The following is a 24808-nucleotide window of genomic DNA, read 5'->3' as shown; positions in this document are numbered from 1 at the left end:
CTAGCCATGATTACAGCTTCTCGCCAAGCAATTCGAAGATATCATCGACGTCGTCGGTGGTCAGCCCTTTGGAGCTGAAATCACTCGCGGTCCGCTCGCTTTCCTCTTTGTTCCTACAGTGATCGATGATGCGGAGCAGATGATACTTGAACGCAGCGGATAAACATTGCATGGTGGATTCCTCATACTGTCTCGGGCTATACGAAAATCGGAAGCTCATCTCGCCGTTTGCTATCATTCCGTTCATGATGATTGGATACATGCGGTGTGAATTCGGATTAATCGGTTCTCCCATGTCATACGGGGACGGACCGAACGCATCATGGACGAGATTCGCATCGAACTGACCGAGATAATTGAAGCAGATCTCCGGCTTTAGCTTAAAATGCAGCCCGGACCGTTTGTCTTCCGGTGTCAAATATTTCAGAATGTCATAGCCGATTCCCTTGTTCGGAACCTGTCTGAGAGTCTCCTTCACCGACTTGATTTCCCTGGATAAATCACCATCCGTCAGATCAAGCACGATCGGATACATGGAGGTGAACCAGCCGACTGTCCGGGAAATGTTGACGTCTTCCATCATCTCTTCGCGCCCATGGCCTTCGAGTTGAACAGCAATACGATCGGTCTGACCCCACTCTTGAACCGCCAATCCTACAGCGGTTAAAAGAATGTCGTTCATTTCCGTATGGTAGGCATGATGGACATGCTTCAGCAGATGCTCGGTCTGTTCCCTGGTAAGCGCCATTTCTGCCGTTGCGCTCTCGCCTAATGTACAGGTTTCAACCGCAAAATCTTTATACAATGAGCCAACTGATATATTTTCCAATTGCTTCCAATAATCAATTTCCTGCAGCAATTCCTTGCTTTCCGCGTAGGCCGTTAACCGCTGAGACCAATATTGGAACGAATCCGTTTTTTCCTGAAGTGCGGTGTCTTCGCCTGCAAGGGCCTGCGCATAGCTTGTCGCCAAATCTTCAAAGAGGATGCGCCATGAGATACCGTCAACGATTAAATGGTGAGCGGCAAGCAGCAGGTGATCACCTTCAGCTGTTTGGAACAGAGCAGCTTTCAGTAGAGGACCTTGACTCAGGTCGAAGCTTTGTTGAATGTGATTAGCTGCCGATGCAATGCGCACTTCTGTGTCAGAATGATCCGTGAAATCGAACCGTTCGAATCCGTACATCTCGCCTTCTAGGCCGCGGTTGAACTGAACGATCCGCCCGTCCTGCTCGTCGTAAACCATACGAAGCGCATCATGATGCTGGACAAGATCCCGCAGCGCTTTCTCCAAAGCCAGCGAATCGAATCCGTCAGACTTATGCAGCATAACGGATTGATTCCAGTGATGCTGGTTTGCAAAACGCTGATCGAAAAACCATTGCTGAATCGGTGTCAATCCGACTTCACCCGTTACTGTCTCCTGACTGATTTGGCGCTTGACCAGCGCAACTAAGCCACTCAACTCCTCGATCGAAGGGTATCGGAACAGATCTTTCATCTCAAGCTGCAGCCCGTGATTGAACAGACGTGATGCTACTTGAATGCCTTTGATCGAATCGCCGCCGAGATCGAAGAAATTGTCACGTATACCAATCCGGTCCGATCCCAGCACTTCCTGCCAGATGTGCACCAGCTTTTCTTCCAACTCGTTTCGAGGCGCAATGAACTCGGCACCTGTCTTCAGCCCACCCTCCGGCTTCGGCAGCGCCTTTCGGTCAACCTTGCCGTTAGATGTCATCGGCATTTGCTCCAGCCTTACAAAATGTGACGGTATCATGTAAGCCGGCAGATCCTCGGATGCATGCGCCCGCAGCTCCGCCACGGTCAGATCCTGATCCAACAGCAGGTACGCGCAAAGGAACTTTTGCCCCTGCTCATCGTCCAGCGCTATCACGACGGCCTCGCGAATCGCCTCGTGTTTCAAAAGCTGCGTCTCGATTTCGCCCAGTTCGATCCGATGCCCGCGGATTTTAACCTGGTGGTCGATTCGGCCCAAATATTCCATTTCTCCGCTGCGCAATAATCTGGCGAGATCGCCAGATCTGTACAGTCTCTCCTCCAGCTTGTAGGGATTCGCGATGAACCGCTCAGCTGTCAACTCATCGCGGTTCAAGTACCCGCGAGCTACGCCTTCTCCGCCCACATACAGCTCTCCCGTGACGCCAATCGGAACGAGACGCTGCTCGCTATCAAAGATATAGCTTGTCAGTGTCGGAATCGGTCGGCCGATGTTGCTTAAGCTCGTCTCCATGTCCTGTTCCGTTATTTCTTTATAGGTAACGTGAACGGTCGTTTCTGTAATGCCGTACATATTAATCAGCTGAGTCTGCGGGTACTTTGCCTTCCATGGCTTCAGCATGATCGGATTCAGCGCCTCGCCGCCGAAGATGACATAGCGTACCTGCAGATCGTTGTCCTGACGTCCAAGCACCTCGTGAATCAGCGCGTAGAACGCGGTCGGCGTCTGGTTAAGCACAGTTACACCCTCTTGGCGCAGCAGCTGTGCGAACTCCTTCGGATTCTGTGCCACCGCTTTTGGCACAACGACACAGGTGCCGCCGTACAGCAAAGCGCCGTACATTTCCCAAACGGAGAAATCGAAGCAGAAGGAGTGGAACACAGTCCACACGTCGCGTTCTGTAAAATCGAACTTCATCTTGTCATTCAGCATCAGACGAACGACATTGCGGTGCTCGATCATGACACCCTTCGGTTGGCCAGTTGTACCGGACGTATATATGATGTATGCCATGTCCTCAGGCTGATTTACTGACTCCAGGTTCGAGCCATCTCCGCTGTATAGCGCTGGGTCACTCATATCCAGCACCGTCCCATTAAACAGCACTTTACCAGTCAGTTGAGGCAGGGTCAGCAGTACGCGGGCGCCACTGTCGTCCAGCATAAATTGCAGCCGTTCCTGAGGGTAGTCCGGATCGAGCGGCACATAGACGCCGCCGGCCTTCAACGTGGCGAGTATGCCCACGATCATATCGAGCGAGCGCTCTACGAGCAGACCTACCCTATCGTCAGGCAGTACGCTGAGACTACGCATTTCCCGGGCTAGCTGGTTGGCTCGCTCATTCAACTCGCGGTAGGTCATCCGATCCCCGCCAAATACGACCGCGATGCGATCTGGCCATTTCGCAGCCTGTACCTCGAAAAGTTCGTGCAGCGTCATTCCTTCTGGATACTGAGCAGCGGTGTCGTTCAACTCGACCAGCAAATGTCTCTTCTCCGCCTCACTCAGCATATCCATATGAGAAATCGTCTGGTATGGGTTAGCAACCGCAGTATGTAAAATATTCAGAAAATGATCGGCCATACACTTCACGGTTTCCTGCTTGAACAACTTGGTCCGGTAAATGAAGCAAAGCTCGATCCCCTCTTCGTCTTCTCTCGCTTCAATCGTCAAATCGAACTTCGCGATGGGATTGTCTAGTAGGCCTGGCGATATCGACAATCCGTCCAGCTCCATGGCTTCAAGCTCAATGTTTTGCAGGACAAACATCGTATCGAACAACGGATTGCGGCTCATATCTCTGCGCACATCGACCTGCTCAACCAGCGTTTCGAATGGATAATCCTGGTTATCGTAAACATGAAGCATGTTCATCTTGACCTGTGCCAGAAATTCGGCAAACGGAAGCTTGCCTTCTACCCGATTACGGAGCGCCAGCGTACCCACGAACATGCCAATGATCGATTGCAGATCGGGGTGGGATCTGCCTGCAATCGGAGTCCCTACGACGATATCTTCCTGTCCGGAATACTTGGCAAGCAGCACATTGTAGGCTGCCAGCATGACCATAAAAAGTGTAGTGCCCGATTCCGACGCGAGACGTCTGAGCGCCTCCTGCATCTCTTTGCCGATATGGACGATGACCTTATCTCCTTCAAAGCTTTGCAACGGCGGTCTCGGGTAATCTGTTGGGATTTCAAGAACAGGAACATCCCCGCCAAACATCTCGACCCAGAAGGTTTCCTGCCGTTTCATTACTTCGGATCCGAACCATTCGTGCTGCCAAATGGAAAAATCTTTGTACTGAATCGCAAGCTCCGGCAAGTGGTTCCCTTGATACAGGAGCATGAATTCCTTGACGATAAGACCCATCGAGGTACCGTCGGAAATAATATGATGAAGATCGAACAAGAAGAGGTGCTGTTCTGCAGCGAACCGGATTAACTCCACGCGCAGCAGCGGTGCCTTGCATAAATTAAACGGGTGTATGAAGTCGTTCAACATCTCCGCAGCGTCTTCTTCGTTCGCCTCTTTTACAGGAATTCGCAGCTCAACCTGCGGATGTACGATTTGCACAGGCTCCCCGTCCACCGTATCGAAGGAAGTACGCAGCGTATCGTGCCGCGCCACTAGAGCTTGGAATGCTTCGCGGAACCTTTCTACATCCAAGGGTCCTTCCAGCAGCATGGCCCCTGGCATATTGGAGCTGGTACCTTCAGGGTCAAGACGGTTCAGCACGAACATCCTTTTCTGCGCGGATGATACCGGATAATAATCACGCTGCTCCGTAGATCGGATCGCTGCATAGACTTGTTCGTCTGCGCCTTGAATATACTTGGCAATCTGCCTAATTGTCGGACTGTCGAACAGTACCTTGATCGGTACTTCCACCTTCAGTTCCTGATGAATTTTCGAAATGAGCATCATCGCCTTCAAAGAATGGCCGCCGTTTTCGAAAAAATTGTCCGTGACACCGATATACTCCGTCTTTAAAATCTCTTGCCAAAGCGGCAGCAGATTAGCTTCCGTAAGGTTAGCCGGCGCTTCATACACGGCAGCGGATTTCAATTTCCCTTCCGGCTTCGGCAGTGCTTTGCGGTCAATTTTGCCGTTTGACGTAAGCGGCAGGCGTTCCATCGGTATAAAGTAGGAAGGCACCATATAGGCCGGAAGCGCCTGCAGTAGGTCGTCTTTAAGCTCAGCTGCTGCTGCCCCTGTTTGGAGTGTATAATACACAGCAAGCGCTTTTTCTCCCCCACCGTCTTCGACTACGAGCACTACAGCTTCTTTCACTCGGCGATGCCCCAGAATCGCGGCTTCGATTTCTCCGAGCTCGATGCGGTAGCCGCGAATTTTAACCTGATGATCGATCCGATCGATAAATTCGATATTGCCGTTCGGCAGCCACTTGGCCAAATCGCCAGTTTTGTACATTTTCGTGCCTGGAAGGAAGGGATTGTCGATGAATTTTTCCAAGGTGAGCGCTTCTCTGTTCCAATACCCTCTGGCTAACCCTGCTCCTGCTACGCACAATTCACCCTTCACCCCAACAGGCAGCAGCTGGTGATGTTGATCCAATATGTATACCTGAGAGTTAGCGATCGGATGACCGATCGTTACCGACTCTCCAGGCACAAGGTTACGGCAGACAGTCGAGATGACGCTATTTTCCGTCGGACCGTACTCGTTGACAATTTCCGCTTCTGGAATGATTCTCTTCGTTTTCTCTAGCAAATAAGGCGAAATGCTCTCTCCGCCGAGAGTTACAGCTTTCAGCGATGAGGCTCCCTCGACTTCCATCGAATCCAAAATCGCAGCATACAAACTCGGGACGCAGCTAAAATGGGTAATCTGCATGGAAGAGATTCGTTTCTTCAGCGCCAGCGGATCTTTCGCTTCCTCATCACTCGCTAAGACAACCGTCGAACCGGATACAATCGGAGCGAAAAAGCTGCTGACAAAGGCGTCGAACGAAAACGATAAAAACAGCAATACACGATCATCCGTGCCGAAACCATATTCCTCTTGTCTCCAACGGATCGTATTCATGATGCTTGCGTGTTCGATCATAACGCCCTTTGGCTGACCAGTCGTTCCTGATGTGTAAATCATATAAGCCAAGTCCGCTGGCCCGCTTGTTCCCGAAAGATTGGAAGCATCGGCAGCGAAATTCATCTCGTCTTGCAGATCCAGGAATTCGGGATGGCCCCCTTCGATCTTGTGCATCAAATTCGTTTTGCTCAATAGGAGCTGCGCTCCGCTATCTTCAAGCAAATAGCGGATCCGATCAGCGGGATATTCCGGATCGCATGGCACATAGGCTCCGCCAGCCTTCAGAATGGCAAGCAGACCGACAGACATTTCTAAGGAACGTTCCGCCATGATGGCAACCATTCGGTCCTTGCCAACGCCTTTTTCTTTTAATACCCGAGCGAGTTTGTTGGCTCTTTCGTTAAGCTCCCGGTACGTCATGCTCAAATCTCCGCAAACAATAGCCGTTTGATCCGGTGTTTGCTCCGCCTGCTGCTCAAACAACGCATGGAGCGTTTGCTCTTGGTCCTGCGGATAACGGATTTCCGTATCATTGAAGGAGTGGAGAATTTGCCGTTTCTCTTGCTCTGTTACGATTTGAATATGCTTCAATAGCATCTGGGGATCGGTAACGACCTGAGCGATGATCTGCTTCATATGCCCCTCGATGCTGTTCATCCATTCAGCCGCATAAACAGCTGCATTAAAGCTAAGCTTGATCAAGAGTTCAGCGCCTGGTGCCATAACGATATTCAAAGGATAATTGGTCTGTTCCTCGACATGCACATCCTTGATAGCGAAGCCCAGCGCTCCCTCCCAACCGTTATTCTGCAGTTCTTTGGCGACAGGGTAGTTTTCAAAAATAAGGATATGATCGAATAAATCCTGCTTGTGTCCATTCTGGCTCTGAATTTCGTACAAAGGAACGAAATGATTGGCCTCCGAAGCCAGCGCATTGCGCTGAGCTTCGACAAGCAGGCTGCCAAACGTTTGCTCATCTTGATAGGAAATGCGTACCGGAATGGTGTTAATAAACAATCCGACCATTTTCTCTATGCCCTTCACCTGCGAGGGGCGTCCGGAAACGACGGAGCCAAACACAACGTCGTTCGTATGGTTATATTTGCTTAGAATCAAACCCCAAATCGTTTGAAAAACGGTGTTTACCGTCGTCTGGCAGCTGCCGGCAAGCTGTGTGATCCGCCCCGTCGTCGTTTCGTCTATAACGAAGCTGATCTCTTGCTTTTGATACAAACTGTCCTCAGGTGTGGAAGCTTTAGGTATATGAGCGGATTGCTCGTATCCGTCCAAATACGTTTGCCAATAGGCCAGAGATTCGTCTTTATCCTGCTTTTCCAGCCACTTGATATAATCGCTAAAAGGGTATGCCGCTTCTTGAGGCAGCGTCTTATCATGCTTCAAAGCTTCATAGATTTGAAACAGCCGGTTGATGACAATGCCAAGTCCCCACCCGTCCATCAAGATATGATGGTGGCTCCAGATGAACTGATATTCCTGTTCAGCCGTTTGGAATACAGCAATATGCATCGGTATATCTTTGGCCAGGTTGTAGCGGCCAGCATTCCGTTCGCTGATAAAAGACGAGATACAGATCCGCTGCTCCCTTTCATCCAGATGATCGATTTGTTCGAAGTGAAGCTGAATCGTTCTTTTATTTAAAACGACCTGCCTTGGGCGCTGAAGATTTTGATGCACGAAAGCTGTACGTAAAATATCGTTTTCTGCGATTAATTGGTTAAAGCTTTGTTCGAAAAGGCCGACATCGAGCTGCCCGCAAATCTTTGCTTGCAGCAGGTTATGATAGGCGCTCGAATCAGGATCCATGATTGAATGAAAGAGCATCCCTTCCTGCATGGGAGTGAGCGGATACACTTTTTGGATTGTGTCTGATTTTTTCATTATTCACCTCTAAAGAGTTCGCACTCCGGAATCAAGACTCGAAAATATCAACCAAACCATCCAATTCTTCCAAGGAAAGCTCATGATCGCCGAGGTCGCTCGGGGTCAGCTCAGGTCCTTGTTTATTAACGCAGTGATCCATAATTTCCAGGAGGTGCTTCTTGAAGCTGTTTTGCAGCTGCGTTATCGTCGTCTGATTGTACTCCTGGATATTGTAGCCAAAACGGACACTTAGTTTGCCGCCTTGAATCATCGCGGTAACATCGAGCGTAAACAAACGCTCCGCATCCGGACTCATCGGTTCTCCCATATCATACGGCGACACCGTGAACCATTTTGTCGTTACGTCTGAGTCGAACTGGCCCAAATAGTTGAAGCCAATCTCTGGCTTCGGCGCCAGATTCAAACGCAGCTCCTCCGGAGACATGAATCTCAGCAGATCGAATCCGATACCCTTGTTCGGAATACGCCTTACATGCTCTTTGATCCGCTTAATATGGGAGCCCGTATCGTTCGATCCTTTCAAGTCAAGTACAATCGGGAACTGTGCTGTGAACCAACCGACCGTTCTCGATACATTGACCTGCCCCTCCAAATGTTCCCTGCCGTGCCCTTCCATATTGACGATCACGCTATCCTGCTTCGTCCAGTCTTGAACGCTTAAGCCTAAAGCCGTCAACAAAATGTCCGGAATGTCGGTATGATAAGCTTGATTAACTTGCTTCAATAACCGCTCAGTCTCTTCCTCGTTCAGCTCAAAAGCGGTGCTTCGCGTATGAATGAGTTTCATTTCTTCCGCTTTTTTGTCTTTCGGCAGCGCAACCTCGGACAAATCGTTGATTTGCTGCCAGTAATTCTTTTCCTTTGCCACTTCTTTACCTGCAGCATAGGCCTTCAAATGTTCCGTCCAAACTTGATAGGAATCGGTTTTATCCTGAAACAGGATGTCCTCATCGTTCATCGCTTGTTCATACCCTAAAGCAAAATCCTCCAGAATAATACGCCAGGAAACGCCATCGATCACGAGATGGTGCGCGACGATTAACAGATGGTCACAACTTATCGTTCTGAACAACGCCAGCTTGACCAAAGGCCCCTCGTTCAAATCAAAACTTGACTGCAGGCGGCTCGCCTCTTCGGTAATAACCGAAGACTCATCAGCTTGGTTCCTTACATCGATCACGTTCAGGTGTACCAAGGGTTCCACCAAACCGCGGATCTGTGCAACGACTCTATCGTTATCTACCCGGAAAACGGTTCTTAGCGCATCATGATGCCGGGTAATTTTGGTGAATACTTTGCGGACAACTGACTCCTTAAATCCATGATTACTCTGCAGCATGATCGATTGATTCCAATGATGCATGTCAGTGAATCTCTGGGCGAAGAACCATCGTTGGATTGGAGACAGCTCCAATTCCCCGACAACCGTTTCTTGGCTGCTCTTACGGCCTAATGTTTGTACGTAGGAACTAACTTTTTCAATAAAGGGATTTTGGAACAAATCCTTCATTTCCAGCATCAAATCATGTTTATACAGTCGCGTTGATACCTGGATCGCTTTGATCGAGTCGCCGCCAAGCTCAAAGAAATTATTCTTGATGCCGATTGGACGAACGCCCAGTACTTCTTCCCATACTTCCGCAAGCAGACGTTCCAGATCATTTCTAGGCGGTTCATATTCCGTGCCTGTGATGGCTGTGCCCAGTTCAGGTTCGGGAAGCGCTTTGCGATCAATTTTACCGTTAGGCGTCAGCGGCATTTGCCCCAGTTGAATAAAATACGATGGGACCATGTAATCAGGCAGTAATTCGGCTAGATGCTCTCTCATGTTCGAAATGGGAGCACTGGATCTGCCTGTAAAATAAGCGCACAAGTAATGGTGTCCGTGATGGTCTTCGTGTGCGATGGCGATCGCTTCTTGAATCAAGTCGTGATCCAGCATGACAGATTCAATTTCCGATAATTCAATACGGTAACCTCTAATTTTTACCTGATGATCGATCCGTCCCAAGTACTCGATATTTCCATCAGGCAGCCAGCGGGCAAGGTCGCCGGTATGGTAGATATGTTCACTTGGAGCAAACGGATTGTCCGTGAACTTCTCGTCCGTCAGCTCTGGCTTATTCACATATCCCCTAGCCAATCCGACACCGCCGATGCACAATTCACCAGGTACACCAATCGGTTGCAGCAGGTTATCTGCACTCATGATGTACACCTGCGTATTTGGAATCGGGTAACCGATCGGTACCACCCCCGTATGCAGCTCTGAGTGATTAGCATTCCAAATGGTTGCGCAAATCGTCGTTTCGGTCGGACCGTACGCATTAATGTACTGCACTTTCCCTTCCCACCTACGGATCAATTCGAACGAGGTGGCGGATCCTGCGGTGATCACCTTTTTCAGAGAACTCATCCGTTCCGGATTCAAGTGTGTCATGTAGGTCGGCGGCAAGGTAAGAATGGAGATCCGGTGTTCACTTATATAATCTTCAAACCTTGTGTAATTACCGATGATATCCTTGGACAACACATAGAGCGAAGCTCCCGTCAGCAGCGCCATAAACATTTCCCAAACCGAAGCGTCGAAGGAACTGCTGGCAAATTGTCCGATCCGTTCAACAGCCGTCACACTGAGTTGATTCTCAAAAAATGCCTGTAAATTAGCAATACCCGCATGCTCGAGCATAATCCCTTTCGGTTTGCCTGTTGTCCCCGACGTATAGATGATGTACGCCAAATCGTAGGATGTACTTGCTGAGCCCAAGTTGGTGTCCAATTTGAAAGTCAGATCCGTTTCCTCAAGCGCTACAACTTCGCCGGCAAATCCTACTGGACATTCCGCCTTCTGCGTAACAATTAATGACGCAGCGCTGTCTTCAAGCATGTAGCGAATCCGATCTGCCGGATAATCGATGTCGATCGGCAGATACGCGCCACCGGCTTTAAGAATGGCCAGTATGGTGACGATCATATCAGCGGAACGCTCCATCATGACGCCAACAATGCAGTCTGCGGCGACGCCCTTCTCGCGTAATACCCTCGCTGAGCGGTTTGCCTTGGCATTCAACTGACGGTAAGTCATCCGCTCGTTTTCCCAAACGACAGCCACATGATCCGGCGTCTTTTCCACCTGCCGCTCGAATAGCTCCTGAATCGTACAGTTCTGCGGGTAATCGGCTTTCGTTTGGTTGAAATCTACGACAATTTGCTTCTTTTCCTCCAAAGAAAGCATGTCAATTTGCGCTAACTGCGCATCAGGCTGATCGGCAATTTCCTGTAAAACACGAACGAAATGCCCTCCTAATCGCTCCATCGTTTCCTGTTTGAACAGCGCCGTGCAGTACTCGATCATCAATTCCAATCCGTCTTGATCTTCCATAGCTAGCATGGTTAGGTCGAACTTCGATGTCGTATGCGGAACCTCATGCGGAATAAATGTTAATGGCTTGATGCCGATCGATTGGTTCCCGATATTTTGCATAATAAACATCGTATCAAACAGCGGATTGCGGCTTAAATCGCGCTGCAGCTCCAGCTTTTCCATCAGCGTTTCGAACGGATAGTCTTGATTCTCGAAAGCCATAAGCGCCTGTTCTTTGACTTCGGCCAAAAACTGCCTAAACGACTTGGAGCTTTCAGGCCGATTCCTCATGGCAAGCGTATTGACGAACATCCCAATGACACGTTCCAAATCAGCATGCGACCTGCCAGCAATTGGCGTTCCGACCACAATATCCGTTTGATTGGCGTATTTCGACAACAGCACATTGTACGCAGCAAGCAGTACCATATAGAGTGTCGTGCCGCTCATCGCCGCCAGCTGGTGAAGCTGTCTCAGCAGAGATTTATCCGCTCTGAACGTTACGCTGTGTCCAGCGAAGCTGCGTATGGACGGTCTTCCATAATCCATAGGCAGATCGAGCAGCGGAATCTCACCGTCAAACCTACTTAGCCAGTATGATTCCTGCGCTTTGATCGTTTCCGACTGGAACAGACGGTTTTGCCATGCCGAGAAATCCTTATATTGAATTCGCAGCTGAGGCAAAGGTTCCATTTGATACAACTGTACGAATTCTTGAATGAAAATACCCATCGACACCCCGTCGGAAATGAGATGGTGCATATCGAACAACAGCAAGTGGCGTTCTTCCTCCAGCTTCACCAGTCCGACTCTGAAGAGAGGTGCGGTCTTCAAGTCAAAAGGCCGGACAAAGCGCTCGATCATCTCATCTATCGTCGGAAGCGAATCTGCCGCATACTCAATGTAATCCACTTGTATCTCGAGATTAGGATGCACCCTCTGGGCCGGTTCTCCGTCGACCGTATCAAACGAAGTGCGCAGCGTTTCATGGCGGTCTACTAGGCTTTGGAAAGCTCCTTCAAACTGCTGGATATCGAGCTTGCCTTCGATCAACATGGCACCTGGCATGTTATAGGTGGTGCTTCCGCTATCCAGCAAATTCAAGATGAACAATCGCTTCTGCGCGGACGAAAGCGGGTAATACGGCTGCTCCGCCGCCAATTGAATCGACTCGTACCGAGAGAGTCCTGCTCCTTGTAGGTAAGCTGCAAGCTCCTTGACAGAAGCCGTCTCAAAGACAGCTCTCAACGGAACTTCGACCTGGAATTCTTTATACATTTGAGAGACTAGTGTCATGGCGCTGAGCGAATGGCCTCCAAGGTCAAAGAAGTTATCGAGCATACCGATTTGTCCGATTTCTAGTAAATCCTGCAGCAAACCAATCAATTTGGCTTCCGCTGCACTAGAAGGAGCAACATATTCTTTTTTGACCATAAGATCCGTATCCGGCTCCGGCAAAGCATGCTTATCTACTTTCCCGTTCGGGGTAAGCGGCATGACTAACAGCTGCATGAAGTACGACGGAACCATATAGGCTGGCAGTTTTTTCCCTAAGTGCGCCTTTAAATCATCAAGTGTAAACACATCATCTGCGGTAATATAAGCGCATAGATACGTATGTCCGCGATGGTCGTCCTTCGCTAACACAACCGTTTCGTTAATGAGCGGATGCTGCAGGATGACAGACTCGATCTCGCCGAGCTCGATGCGGTAACCTCTCACCTTCACCTGTTCGTCCAGACGACCGATGAAATCGATCGTTCCGTCAGGCAATCTGCGGGCAAGATCTCCTGTCTTGTACATCCGTTCATTTCCGTTATCCCCGGCTGCAAACGGATTCCGCACAAACTTCTCGGCAGTCAGATCCTCGCGGTTTAAATACCCGCGCGCCAAACCGTTACCGGCGATGCACAACTCGCCGATGACGCCGATAGGCTGCAGACCGCCTTCTCCACTCACAATAAAGATTTGCGTACCGGCAATCGGTCGCCCGATCGTAATCTCTTTGTTTGGCTCTAGGCCTCTTTCGTACGTTGCTACAACACTGTTCTCCGTCGGTCCATATTCATTCACCAACTCGATGTGCGGGTGAAGCTGCATGCTGCGAGAGACCACGTTATCGGTCACTTTCTCCCCGGCCAACGTCACAATACGAAGCGAGCTTGATTCTTCTTCGCTCATGCACTCGAGCAGCGCTGCATACAAGCTTGGTACACTGATGAAATGCGTAACTAGATGCGCAGCGATTTGCTTTTTCATGAGCAGCGGATCCTTCGCTTCCTCTTCCTGCGGCAAGATGACCGTTGCACCGGCAATGATCGGCGTGAAGAAGCTGGTCACGAAGCCGTCAAAGGCGAAGGAGAACAACTGCAGCACCGAATCGTTTGTATCCAGCGCGTATTCGACTTTTCTCCATAACAGATTACTGACAATGCTGGCGTGTTCGATCATGACGCCTTTAGGCATTCCTGTCGTACCAGATGTGTAAATGATATATGCCAGATCAGTGGGATCATTAACCTTCGGCAGATTCGAACCGTCAGCGTTATAATGGCGCTCGTCATGGAGATCGAGCCATTTTCCGTCGAAGGCAGTATGAACATCTTCACTCATGCTTGCGACCAGATGCGACTGACTCAGGACGAGTTTGATGTTACTGTCCTTCAACATGTAGCGGATCCTTTCCACAGGATACTGTGGGTCGATCGGCACATAAGCCCCGCCCGATTTCAGAATCGCCAGGATACCAACAACCAGTTCTAATGAACGATCCGCCATAATGCCTACACACGACTCAGAAATGACGCCTTGATCGCGGAGTGTCCTCGCCAAACGATTAGCTGCGGCATTTAGCTCCGCATAGGTCAATTGCACGCCTGCACAAACGACTGCTGGCTGATCTGGCGTCCTCTCCGCCTGCTCCTCGAACAGCCCGTGCAGTGTCTTGCCTGTAGGCAGATCTGTCTTTGTTTCATTAAATGTAACAAGCAATTGGTGCAGTTCCGCTTCGTTCAACACCGTCATGTCAGCCAGATAGATATCCGCGTTATTAACCGCCGACTGTAACAATTGAACGAAATGTCGTCCGATCCGTTCCACCGTTGCTTTCTTAAACAATTTGACGCCGTAATCAATAAACAATTCTAATTCGTCATTTACTTCTCTGGCTTCAAATGTCAGGTCAAATTTGGCAATGCCGTCATGCATAGCTGATGCAACCAATTTCAAATTGTCGCTTGAGCCATCCGATTGTGAGTGCGTCTCGATGTTCTGCAGGATAAACATCGTATCGAACAGCGGGTTACGGCTTAGATCCCGAGCCACGCCAATGTGTTCCACCAGCCGCTCGAACGGGTAATCCTGATTCGTATAGGCTTCCAGCGCACGATGCTTCACTTCGGCTATTAGCTCACGGAAGGTTTTTTCCGCATCGACCCGATTCCGCATAGCCAGCGTATTAACGAACATCCCGAGCACGCCCTCTGTGTCCGGATGCGATCTCCCTGCAATTGGGGTTCCGACTACGAATTCGTGCTGCCCGGTGTATTTGGCTAGAAGCACGTTATATGCGGCTAGGAGCACCATAAACAGGGTGCTGTCGGTTTGCGCAGCAAGCTGTCCAAGCTGCTTGCAGAGCTCACTTCCGACGACGATATGAACACGATCGCCTTCAAAACTTTGCACGGCAGGTCTAACAAAATCGGCCGGCAGATTGAGCACCGGAATTTCTCCTGCAAACGTGTCTAACCAATAGGTCTCTTGCTTTTTAAAATCATCGGTTTCGAACCAGTCATTTTGCCATACGGCAAAGTCTTTATATTGAATCCCTGGATCAGAAAGACGCTCACCCTTGTATAACCGCATCCATTCGTCCATCATAATGCCCATGGATACACCGTCTGAGATGATATGGTGCATATCAACAAGGAATAAGTGCCGCCCATCGGCAAGTTTGGCCAGACCTGCTCTAAGGAGCGGAGCTCTGTTAAATTGAAATGGACGCACAAACCCTTTTGCGAACTCTGCAAGTTCGATTTCATTGGCATTGATGGTTTCAACAATGGTTTCGACCGAGAATTCAATGTCCGTATGAATTTGCTGCATCGGCTCGCCATGTATCGTTTCAAAGGAGGTTCGAAGGATCTCATGTCTGGCAATAAGCTCCTTCAGAGCTGCTTCCAGCCTAGTCACATCTAACTCGCCTTCAAGAATGAAAGCCTCTGGCATGTTATATCCGGTACCTTCGCCTTCAAACTCGCTGAGTATGTACATCCTCTTTTGCGCCGATGATACTGGATAATAGTCTTGTTCATCCAATACCCGCTCAATGGATACATATGCCACTTTTACGGCCGTTTGGATATACACAGCGATCGCTTCGACGATCGGAGTATCAAACAATACCCTTAAAGGAACTTCCACTTGGTAAGCCTTGTGCATCGCGGAAATAAGCGACATCGCCTTTAGCGAATGACCACCTAGTGCGAAGAAATCGTCCAGCACCCCGACCTGGCGGCAGCCGAGCACCTCCTGCCAAATTTGCGCGAGCTCCGCTTCCAGCTCTGTTCTCGGCGCTACGTAAGCCGTGCCTGAGTCCAGCCCGCCTTCCGGCTTCGGCAGCGCTTTGCGGTCGATTTTGCCGTTGGCGGTAAGCGGGATTTTGTCCAGCTTCACAAAATGCGACGGGATCATGTACGCCGGCAGATCGCTCCCGACATGCGCCCTAAGCTCGCTCACGGTCAGCTCCCCATCTGAGATGAAGTAGGCGCACAGGAACTTCTGCCCTTGTTCGTCATCCTGCGCCAACACCGTCGCTTCCTTGATCTGCTCGTGCTTCAGCAGCTGCGTCTCGATCTCGCCGAGCTCAATGCGATGCCCCCGGATCTTCACCTGATGGTCGATCCGTCCGTAGTATTCCATCTCGCCGCTGCGCAGCAGGCGCGCAAGGTCACCGGTTCGATACAGCCGTTCCTCCGGCTTGTATGGATTCGCGACGAACCGCTCAGCCGTCAGCTCCTCGCGGTTCAAATATCCGCGGGCGACGCCGTCTCCGCCCACATATAGCTCGCCGACGACGCCGATCGGCACCAGTCTGCGCTGCGCGTCGAAGATGTAGCTCGTCAGCGTTGGAATTGGACGGCCGATGTTGCTCAGATTCGTTTCGATTTCGCGATCTGTTATTTCTTTATAAGTAACGTGCACGGTCGTTTCGGTAATCCCGTACATATTGATCAGCAGCGTATTCGGATACTTCATCTTCCACGGCTTCAGCATGACCGGATTCAGCGCTTCCCCGCCGAAGATGACGCAACGGACGGCAAGCCCCTTGCCCGGCTGCTGAAGTTCCTCTTGGATCAGCGTATAGAACGCGGTTGGCGTTTGATTCAGTATCGTCACTTGCTCCTGCCGCAGCAGCTGCGCGAATGCTTTCGGGTTTTGCGCGGTTGTCTTCGGTACGACAACACACCTGCCGCCGTACAGCAGCGCCCCGTACATTTCCCACACGGAGAAATCGAAGCAGAAGGAGTGGAATACCGTCCACACGTCACGTTCATTAAAATCGAACTGCAGCCGGTCATGAATGAGCAGACGCACGACGTTCTGATGCTCGATCATAACGCCCTTCGGCTTGCCGGTTGTTCCGGACGTATAGATGATATAGGCCATATCGTGCGGCCCATTCACCGGTTCCAAATCTGCAGAATCCCAGGCATACAGCTCTACATCGCTCATGTCCAGCATGACTCCGTCATAAGGCACCTTGCCAGCCAAATGCGGCTGCGTCAGCAGGACGCGGGCCCCGCTGTCCTTCAGCATGAACTGCGTGCGCTCCTGCGGATAGTCCGGGTCGAGCGGTACATAAGCGCCGCCGGCTTTGAGAGTCGCAAGGATGCCGACGATCATATCGATTGAGCGCTCGACGAGCAGGCCGACCCTTACGTCCGGCCCCACTCCGTGGGTGCGAAGTACGCAGGCCAAACTGTTGGCGCGTTCATTCAGCTGGCGGTACGTCAGCTGTTCCTCGCCGCAAGATGCAGCGATGCGCTCCGGCGCCATTTGCACCTGCTCCTCGAACAGACCGTGGATCGTTTGATCCTGCGGGAACGCCGCCCCTGTCTGGTTAAATTCGTCCAGAAGCTGCGTTTTTTCCACATCAGAGAGCATATCGATATCCCCCAATTGGATATCTGAATTCGCTGATACAGCTTGAAGAATTTGCAGAAAATGCTGCGCCAGCCTTTCTGCAGTCGCACGATGTAATAAGGCTGTGCCATATTCGAGATGGAACGCGATCCCGTCTTCCCCTTCAGCAGCTTCGAGCGACAGATCGAATTTCGCTACGTTTCTGTCTAAACTGTAAGGTGAGAATGTCAGATCGGCGATTCGAATGGCTTCATCTCCCGTATTTTGCAGCACGAACAATACATCGAACAGCGGATTGCGGCTTAAGTCGCGTCGAACGTTCAACTTATCGACCAACTCTTCGAAAGGATAATCTTGATTTTCAAAGGACCTCAGAGATGTTTCCTTTACCTCAGCCACAAATTGTTTGAACGATTTACCAGCCTCCGGATGGTTTCTAATTGCCAGCGTGTTGACGAACATTCCGATTGTACGTTCCACATCTGCATGCGGCCTTCCGGCGATTGGCGAACCGACTATGATATCCTCTTGACCGGAATATTTGGCCATGAGCACGTTGTAGGCTGCGAGCAGTACCATATACAGCGTCGTACCGGATTCCGCCGCTAGTTTGTGCAGTTCCTGCATTAGCTCCTTGCCGGAATCAAATGTGACGCGATCGCCATCAAAGCTTTGTACGTGCGGTCTTACATAGTCGGTCGGCCAATCAAGCACTGGAATTTCACCGGCAAAAGCGTCGAGCCAGTATGCTTCTTGGCGCTTCAAATCCTCACTTTGCAGCCGTTCGTTCTGCCAAACGGCAAAATCTTTGTATTGTATGCGTAGCTCAGGCAGACTTGCCCTCTCATACAGATCGGTAAATTCACGAATGAGCACCGAAACGGAAATTCCATCCGAGATGATGTGATGCATATCGCACAGCAGCACATGGCGTTCAGCAGCCAATCGTACAAGACCGACCCGCAAGAGCGGCGCCTGACTTAAATTGAACGGCTTGATGAAATCGCGAACCATTTTAGCTACGTTCTCTTCATTCGCTTCCATAACTTCAACGTCGAATGACACATGGTCATGCACCTTTTGTACCGGCACGCCATCCACCGTATGTAGCGAAGTGCGAAGCGCTTCGTGGCGCAGAATCAATCCCCGGAATGCTTCTGTTAACCGTTCATGGTCCAACTTTCCTTCAACCAGCATTACATCCGCCATATTATAGCTTGTGCCTGTTTCATCCAGTTGATGGATGACGTACATCCGCTTCTGTGCTGATGATACGGGATAGAAATCCTGCCCTGGCACAGGCGCAATTACTGAATAGCTCTTCTCATCCGAAACGATCATGTAGGCTGAGACAGCAGCAATCGTCGGATTTTGGAACAAAGTACGCAGCGGTATTTCTGCACCGCAAGCTTTGTGCATTTGCGAGATGAGCATCATCGCTTTCAGCGAGTGACCTCCGAGCTGGAAGAAATCGTCATGAATGCCGATTTGGTCGACGCCGAGCACCTCTTGCCATACAGAAGCAAGCTTCGCTTCCATGACATTCGTCGGTGCAGCAAAAGTGGTTCCTATATGAACACTGCCTTCGAGTGCCATCAGTGCTTTGCGGTCCAGTTTACCGTTTGGCGTAAGCGGCATTTTATCCAGCTGTACGAAATGGGACGGGACCATGTAAGCTGGCAGCTGGCCTGTCAAGTGTTCGCGAAGCTCCGGAATCGTCAGCGTTCTGTCCGCAACGAGATATGCGCACAAATATTTTTGCTGCGCTTGGTCGTCTCTGGCGATAACAACGGCTTCCTTGACGCTTTCATGCTTCAGCAGGCCCGCTTCGATTTCTCCGAGCTCGATGCGGTAGCCTCTAATTTTCACCTGATGGTCGCCCCTGCCGAGGAATTGAATGTTACCGTCCGGCATCCATCTGGCCATATCCCCTGTGCGGTACATACGTTCACCAGGTTCAAATGGATTATCGACAAACTTGTCTGCAGTCAACTCAGGCTGATTGTAATAACCCCGAGCAACCCCGATTCCGCCGATACACAGCTCACCAATGACACCGACCGGCTGCAGCTTCAGTTGCGGGTCAAGCACATAAAACTTCATATTCGGCAGTGGCTTCCCAATCGGCACATTGCCGAAATACGGCAGTGATGCATCGGTGTGTTCATAGAAGCTGGAATCGATACAAGCTTCCGTCACGCCGTAGCTGTTCACAATCCGCATCATATGACCGAATCGTGCTTGCAGATTGGTAAAATCTTCAGCAGAGCAGCTGTCCGATCCCAAAATAAGCAAATTCAGCTGACTCATGTCCAAACCGTGATCGTAAATATATTGCATCAACGGTACAATCAGCGCCGGTGTCGATTCAAAAATATTGATTTCATAGTTCTTAATCAGCGAGTGTATCGAAGCTGGATCGAGCTTTACATCATTTGGACAAATGATCAGCTTACCGCCGTTCAGCAGCGCTCGCGCCATGTCCCCGGCAAATACGTCGAATGCAAAGCTCGCCATCTGCAGCAGGCTAACCTGGAACGTATCCAGTTTGTATGCCTCTCTCCAGGCGAAAGCAACATTCGTGTAGCTGCCGTGTTCGATCATAACGCCTTTTGGTTTCCCAGTCGTTCCCGAAGTATAGATGATATAGGCCAATTGATTCTCTCTGTTAACAATTCCGAGATTGGTTGAAGCCTCAGAGTACAAACCATTATCCTCAAAACATACAATTTCTTTATCAAAAGATACCCGGCGTGCAATCGCGCGCTGAGACAACAATAGTTCCGCACGGCTGTCTGCCAGCATGTACCCAATCCGTTCATCCGGATACTCGGGATCAATCGGCAAATACGTGGCTCCCGCTTTCCAAACAGCGAGCACGCCGATGATCATGTCAATCGAACGATCAACCATAATTCCTACGACGCTTTCAGACTGAATTCCTTTGGTACGGAGCTTCCGCGCGAGCTGATTCGCCATGCTGTTAAGCGTCCTGTAGGTAAGAAGCTCCTCTTCACAAACAACCGCTACATGATTGGGTGTTTTCTTCGCTTGTTCTTCAAAAAGCTCTGTGAACGTTTTGCCAGATGGATACACCCGCTTCGTCTCATTGAACCCTTCTAAGAGAAGCCGGTTTTCATCCCCCGTTACCATGGCAATATCAGCTAGTTTGATATCCGGACATTCCGTAACCGACTTCAAAATTTCGATATAATGCCCAGCCAGACGTTCCATCGTCGACTTCGCAAACAGCTTCGTACAATACTCCAGCTGGAATACAAGTTCCAGTTCCTTTTCCGTTGCTTCCAGTGACAGGTCGAATTTAGCGATACGGTTATCCGAAATGTACGGTACGAAGGTTAATGAGTCGCCCAGCTCCAACATCATCAGGTCTTTCATCTGAAGGCTGAACATCGTATCGAACAAAGGATTCCTGCTCATATCCCGTGCCACATCCAGCTTTTCCACCAACAGCTCAAACGGATAATCCTGATGTTCAAAAGCGTGCAATGCGTTTTGCTTTACTTCTTCCAGGAAATTGCGGAAGCTTACGGCTGGGATCGGCCGGTTGCGGAGAGCAATCGTATTAACAAACATTCCGATCGTATGCTCCACATCAGGGTGAGGTCTACCTGCCACCGGTGTGCCCACAACGATATCGTCTTGACTTCCATATTTAGCGAGAAGTACGTTGTACGCCGCAAGCAGCAGCATGTACATTGTCGTGCCCGTTTCTGCGGCAAGACGGTTTAGCCGAGTCATCAATTGATAGCCCGTACCAAACATGATGCTGTCACCTTCAAAGCTTTGAACAGACGGTCGCGGAAAATCGGCTGGCATATTAAGTACAGGAATATCACCAGCAAAAGCTTCCAGCCAATAGGCTTCCTTCTTTATCATGGCACTTGACTCGAATGATTCGTTCTGCCAGACCGCAAAATCTTTATAAGGCACCGGCGTTGTAGCAGGCTCTAAACCGCGGTATAAGTCCGCCAATTCACTAATGAGAATCTCGATCGACAGTGCATCGGAAATGATATGATGCATATCAAACAAGAAAAGGTGACGATTTTCACCGATTTTTGCAAGTCCTATTCGGATTAGTGGGGCTTGATCTAGTTTAAACGGCTGGACAAACTTGGATACGAGAAAATCAATAGAATCATCGGACCCTTGTAAATCATGTTGAATGCTAAAATTGATGTGGTTATGTACTTTTTGTACAGGGTGTCCATCGATGGTGTGAAAGGAAGTGCGAAGCATGTCGTGACGAACAGCCAATCGGTTAAAGGCGGCTTCCAATTGTCTTGGATTCAAAGGTCCTTCGACGGTAAAAACGCCAGGCATATTATAAGTCGTTCCCGTGCCTTCGAATTGGTTCAACACATAAAGTCGCTTCTGAGATGAGGATAGGGGGTAATATTCTTGTTGTCCCGCAGGTAAAATTGTGGTGTATGTACCTTTGCTAGCTTGATCGATATATGGTGAAATTGCCGTAATCGTCGGCGTCTCAAACAAAACGCGAAGCGGCAGCTCTACATGAAATAACTGATGAATGCGCGAAATGATCTGCATGGCTTTTAAGGAATGGCCGCCCAGCTCAAAAAAGTTGTCCTGCACGCCGATTCGTTCCTGCTCCAATATTTCTTGCCAGATCAAAACAAGCTTTTCTTCCGTATCGCTGTTTGGCGGCATATATTCACGGCCAGTCACAGCGAGCCCTGCAGGCTTAGGCAGCGCTTTGCGATCTATCTTTCCGTTCCCAGTGATTGGCATTCTATCCAAATGTACAAAATGGGAAGGGACCATATACGCCGGAAGCTCCAGCGCTAGGTGCATGCGCAGTTCAGAAACCGTCAGCTCCACCTCGCTAATCAGATACGCGCACAAATATTTTTGCGCCTGCGCATCGTCGACTGCGATAACGGTAACCTCATGAATCATTGGGTGCTCAAGCAATCTCGTTTCGATTTCGCCCAATTCGATACGGTGTCCGCGGATTTTCACCTGATTGTCGATCCGGCCCAAATACGCCATTTCTCCGTTCGGGAGCATTTTCGCCAAATCTCCCGTTTTATATAACCGTTCCCCGGGCTTATACGGGTTCATAATGAAACGCTCCTGCGTCAGTTCATCACGGTTCAAATAGCCTCGGGCTACGCCCGCTCCGCCGACATACATTTCACCCGTAACACCCATGGGCACTAATTTCCTGTTTTGGTCAAAAATATAACAGGTCAACGTCGGAATCGGCGAACCAATATTACTTACATTCGTTTCGATTTCCTGTTCACCAATCTCTTTAAATGTAACGTGCACCGTTGTTTCCGTAATGCCGTACATATTAATCAGCTTCGTCTTGGGATACTTGTTCCTCCATGGTTCCAGCATCTTCGGGTTAAGCGCTTCTCCGCCAAATATGACGTAACGGATTGCCAGCAAGCTGTCTTCCAGCAGCAGCTCTTCATTGATCAACGAATAAAATGCTGTAGGCGTCTGATTTAGCATAGTTACTTTTTCATCTCGGAGCAGCTGAGTAAATTCCTTCGGATTTTGCGCAATAATCCTCGGAATCACTACGCATTTCCCCCCGTACAAGAGGGCGCCATACATCTCCCATACCGAAAAATCAAAGCTAAACGAATGGAACGCGGTCCATACGTCATTCTCGCTAAAGTCAAACTGCAGCTTGTCGTTAAACAGCAGACGGACCACGTTACGATGTTCGATCATTACACCCTTTGGCTTTCCAGTCGTACCGGAGGTGTAGATGATATAAGCCATGTCGGATGGCTGATTCACGATCGGCAAATTGGAACTATTACCTGAGGAAAGCAGCTCCCCATCGATGGTCAATACAGTCCCCGCGAAAGACACTCTTTCCTGCCACTGCACTTCAGTCAGCAATACCAGAGCCCCGCTGTCCTCAAGCATAAACTGGATTCGCTCTTCCGGATAATCAGGATCCAGAGGCACATACGCTCCACCCGCTTTAAGTATCGCGATAATGCCTACGATCATTTCCACAGAACGATCCAACATAAGACCAACCCGATCGTCAGGCTTCACACCGTGATCGCGAAGCATTCTCGCCAAACGGTTGGCACGTTCGTTCAGCTCCCGGTAGGTAAGACTTTCGGTACCGAACACGACCGCAATGCGATCCGGCACGTTTTCCGCCTGTTTTTCAAACAACCCATGTATGGTTTGATCCATTGGATAATCAGCTTCAATACCTGATAAAACATGCAGCAGCTGGTTTTTTTCCTGCTCCTTGCAAAGCTCCAGCTCAAACAACGGTTTGCCCGGATTCTCTAATACATCCTTTAGAAGCACAAGCATGTGCTCAAACATGGTGGAGATTTCTTCACTCGTAAATAAGCCTGTACGATAATCGATGTCCAGCTGCAGCTGGTCTATATCCATACGATCTTTGATATGTATGATGAAATCGTTGGCTTCGTGCCCATTGCCAAACGGTTCCGTAACGTATTCGATCTGTTCTTTTTTCTGCCATTCCATCACCTGATATTCCACGAAAACACCGAACAGCCTGCTGATGTCGCTGTGCTTTTCCCGCAATTCGTTGACCAATACGTTATAAGGGTACTTTTGATATCTGAATATGTTCATCTGCTTTTTGCCGACTTTGCGGATAAACGACAAAGCATCTAGCTCAGGCTCCACTTGCATTCTAAAAGGTGTCGTACTAACGAACATACCCAGCATATTTTTTTCTTTCGCATTCGTCCGATTGGAAAAATTGGTTCCGAGTACAATATCCTCATGAGAGGTGACGCGATAAATATATGTGTACAGCATGGCGACAAACAACGTAAAAACACTGACGTTATGTTCTTTGCAAAATCCCACAATATCATCACGAAGCGTTTGAGGAATAATGATCGATTCTCTCGCCGCTTCGGTGCTTACACGGTATAAATCGTATGTTTTCAAACTCGTAAATTCTGGGATTGTCTGAAATTCCTCATGCCAAAATTTTTGATCTTTCAGGTATCGGTCCGATGCTTCATAGTCCGGCTCATTCCGAACGTAGTCCACGTACGACGGGCGATTCTCTTGAACAGTGTCCTCACCATTCACAAGGCCTACGTAAATATCGATGATTTCGTTAACGGCAAGCACCATAGATATCCCGTCCGATATCAGATGATGAATTTTAATATATACCCGACCCTCGTCACCACTAATTTTGAATATAGCGAACTCAAACAAATCAGCATCATGCAGCTGAAAAGGCTGCTTCAACTCTCTTTCGCCCCATTGCCGTACCGCTTCGCTGGCATCATCAAGGCTGCTGTAATCGTAGAATGGTATTTCGAAAGGGACGAATTCAGTCATATATTGGCGCGGTTCGCTGCTGTGCTGGTCTACTACACGTAGACGAATCGTATCGTTCAACCTGACGAAGTCGTGAATCGCTTGCGCTAACAGCCCGTAATTCAATCGTGCGTCTTTCAGATTAAACGTACCGCCTAGATTGGAAATACTCGTGCCCGGATAAAATTTCTCCGTATACCAAATTCTTTTTTGCGCATGAGTTAACGGGTGAGTCGGTTGGTTCGACATTAGGTTCCCTCCAC

At 49.5% G+C, this 24808-nt stretch carries 2 protein-coding genes; both read right to left on the bottom strand.

Annotation, left to right across the window (positions count from 1 at the left end; all coding sequences use genetic code 11):
- Window positions 1-10 precede the first annotated feature (10 nt).
- Entirely contained in the window at window positions 11-7693 is a 7683-nt protein-coding gene (locus GC098_RS06765) for a non-ribosomal peptide synthetase (RefSeq protein WP_171642197.1), read from the bottom strand.
- 31 nt (window positions 7694-7724) lie between these two features.
- Window positions 7725-24794: a non-ribosomal peptide synthetase gene (locus GC098_RS06760; RefSeq protein WP_171642195.1), complete on the bottom strand. Its 17070-nt coding sequence runs from the start codon at window positions 24792-24794 to the stop codon at window positions 7725-7727.
- Window positions 24795-24808: the final 14 nt, after the last annotated feature.

This window comes from Paenibacillus phytorum, from assembly GCF_013141715.1.
GTDB lineage: Bacteria > Bacillota > Bacilli > Paenibacillales > NBRC-103111 > Paenibacillus_E > Paenibacillus_E phytorum.
Note: the sequence above shows the minus strand (reverse complement) of the source record. Positions and strands in the feature narration are given on the sequence as shown.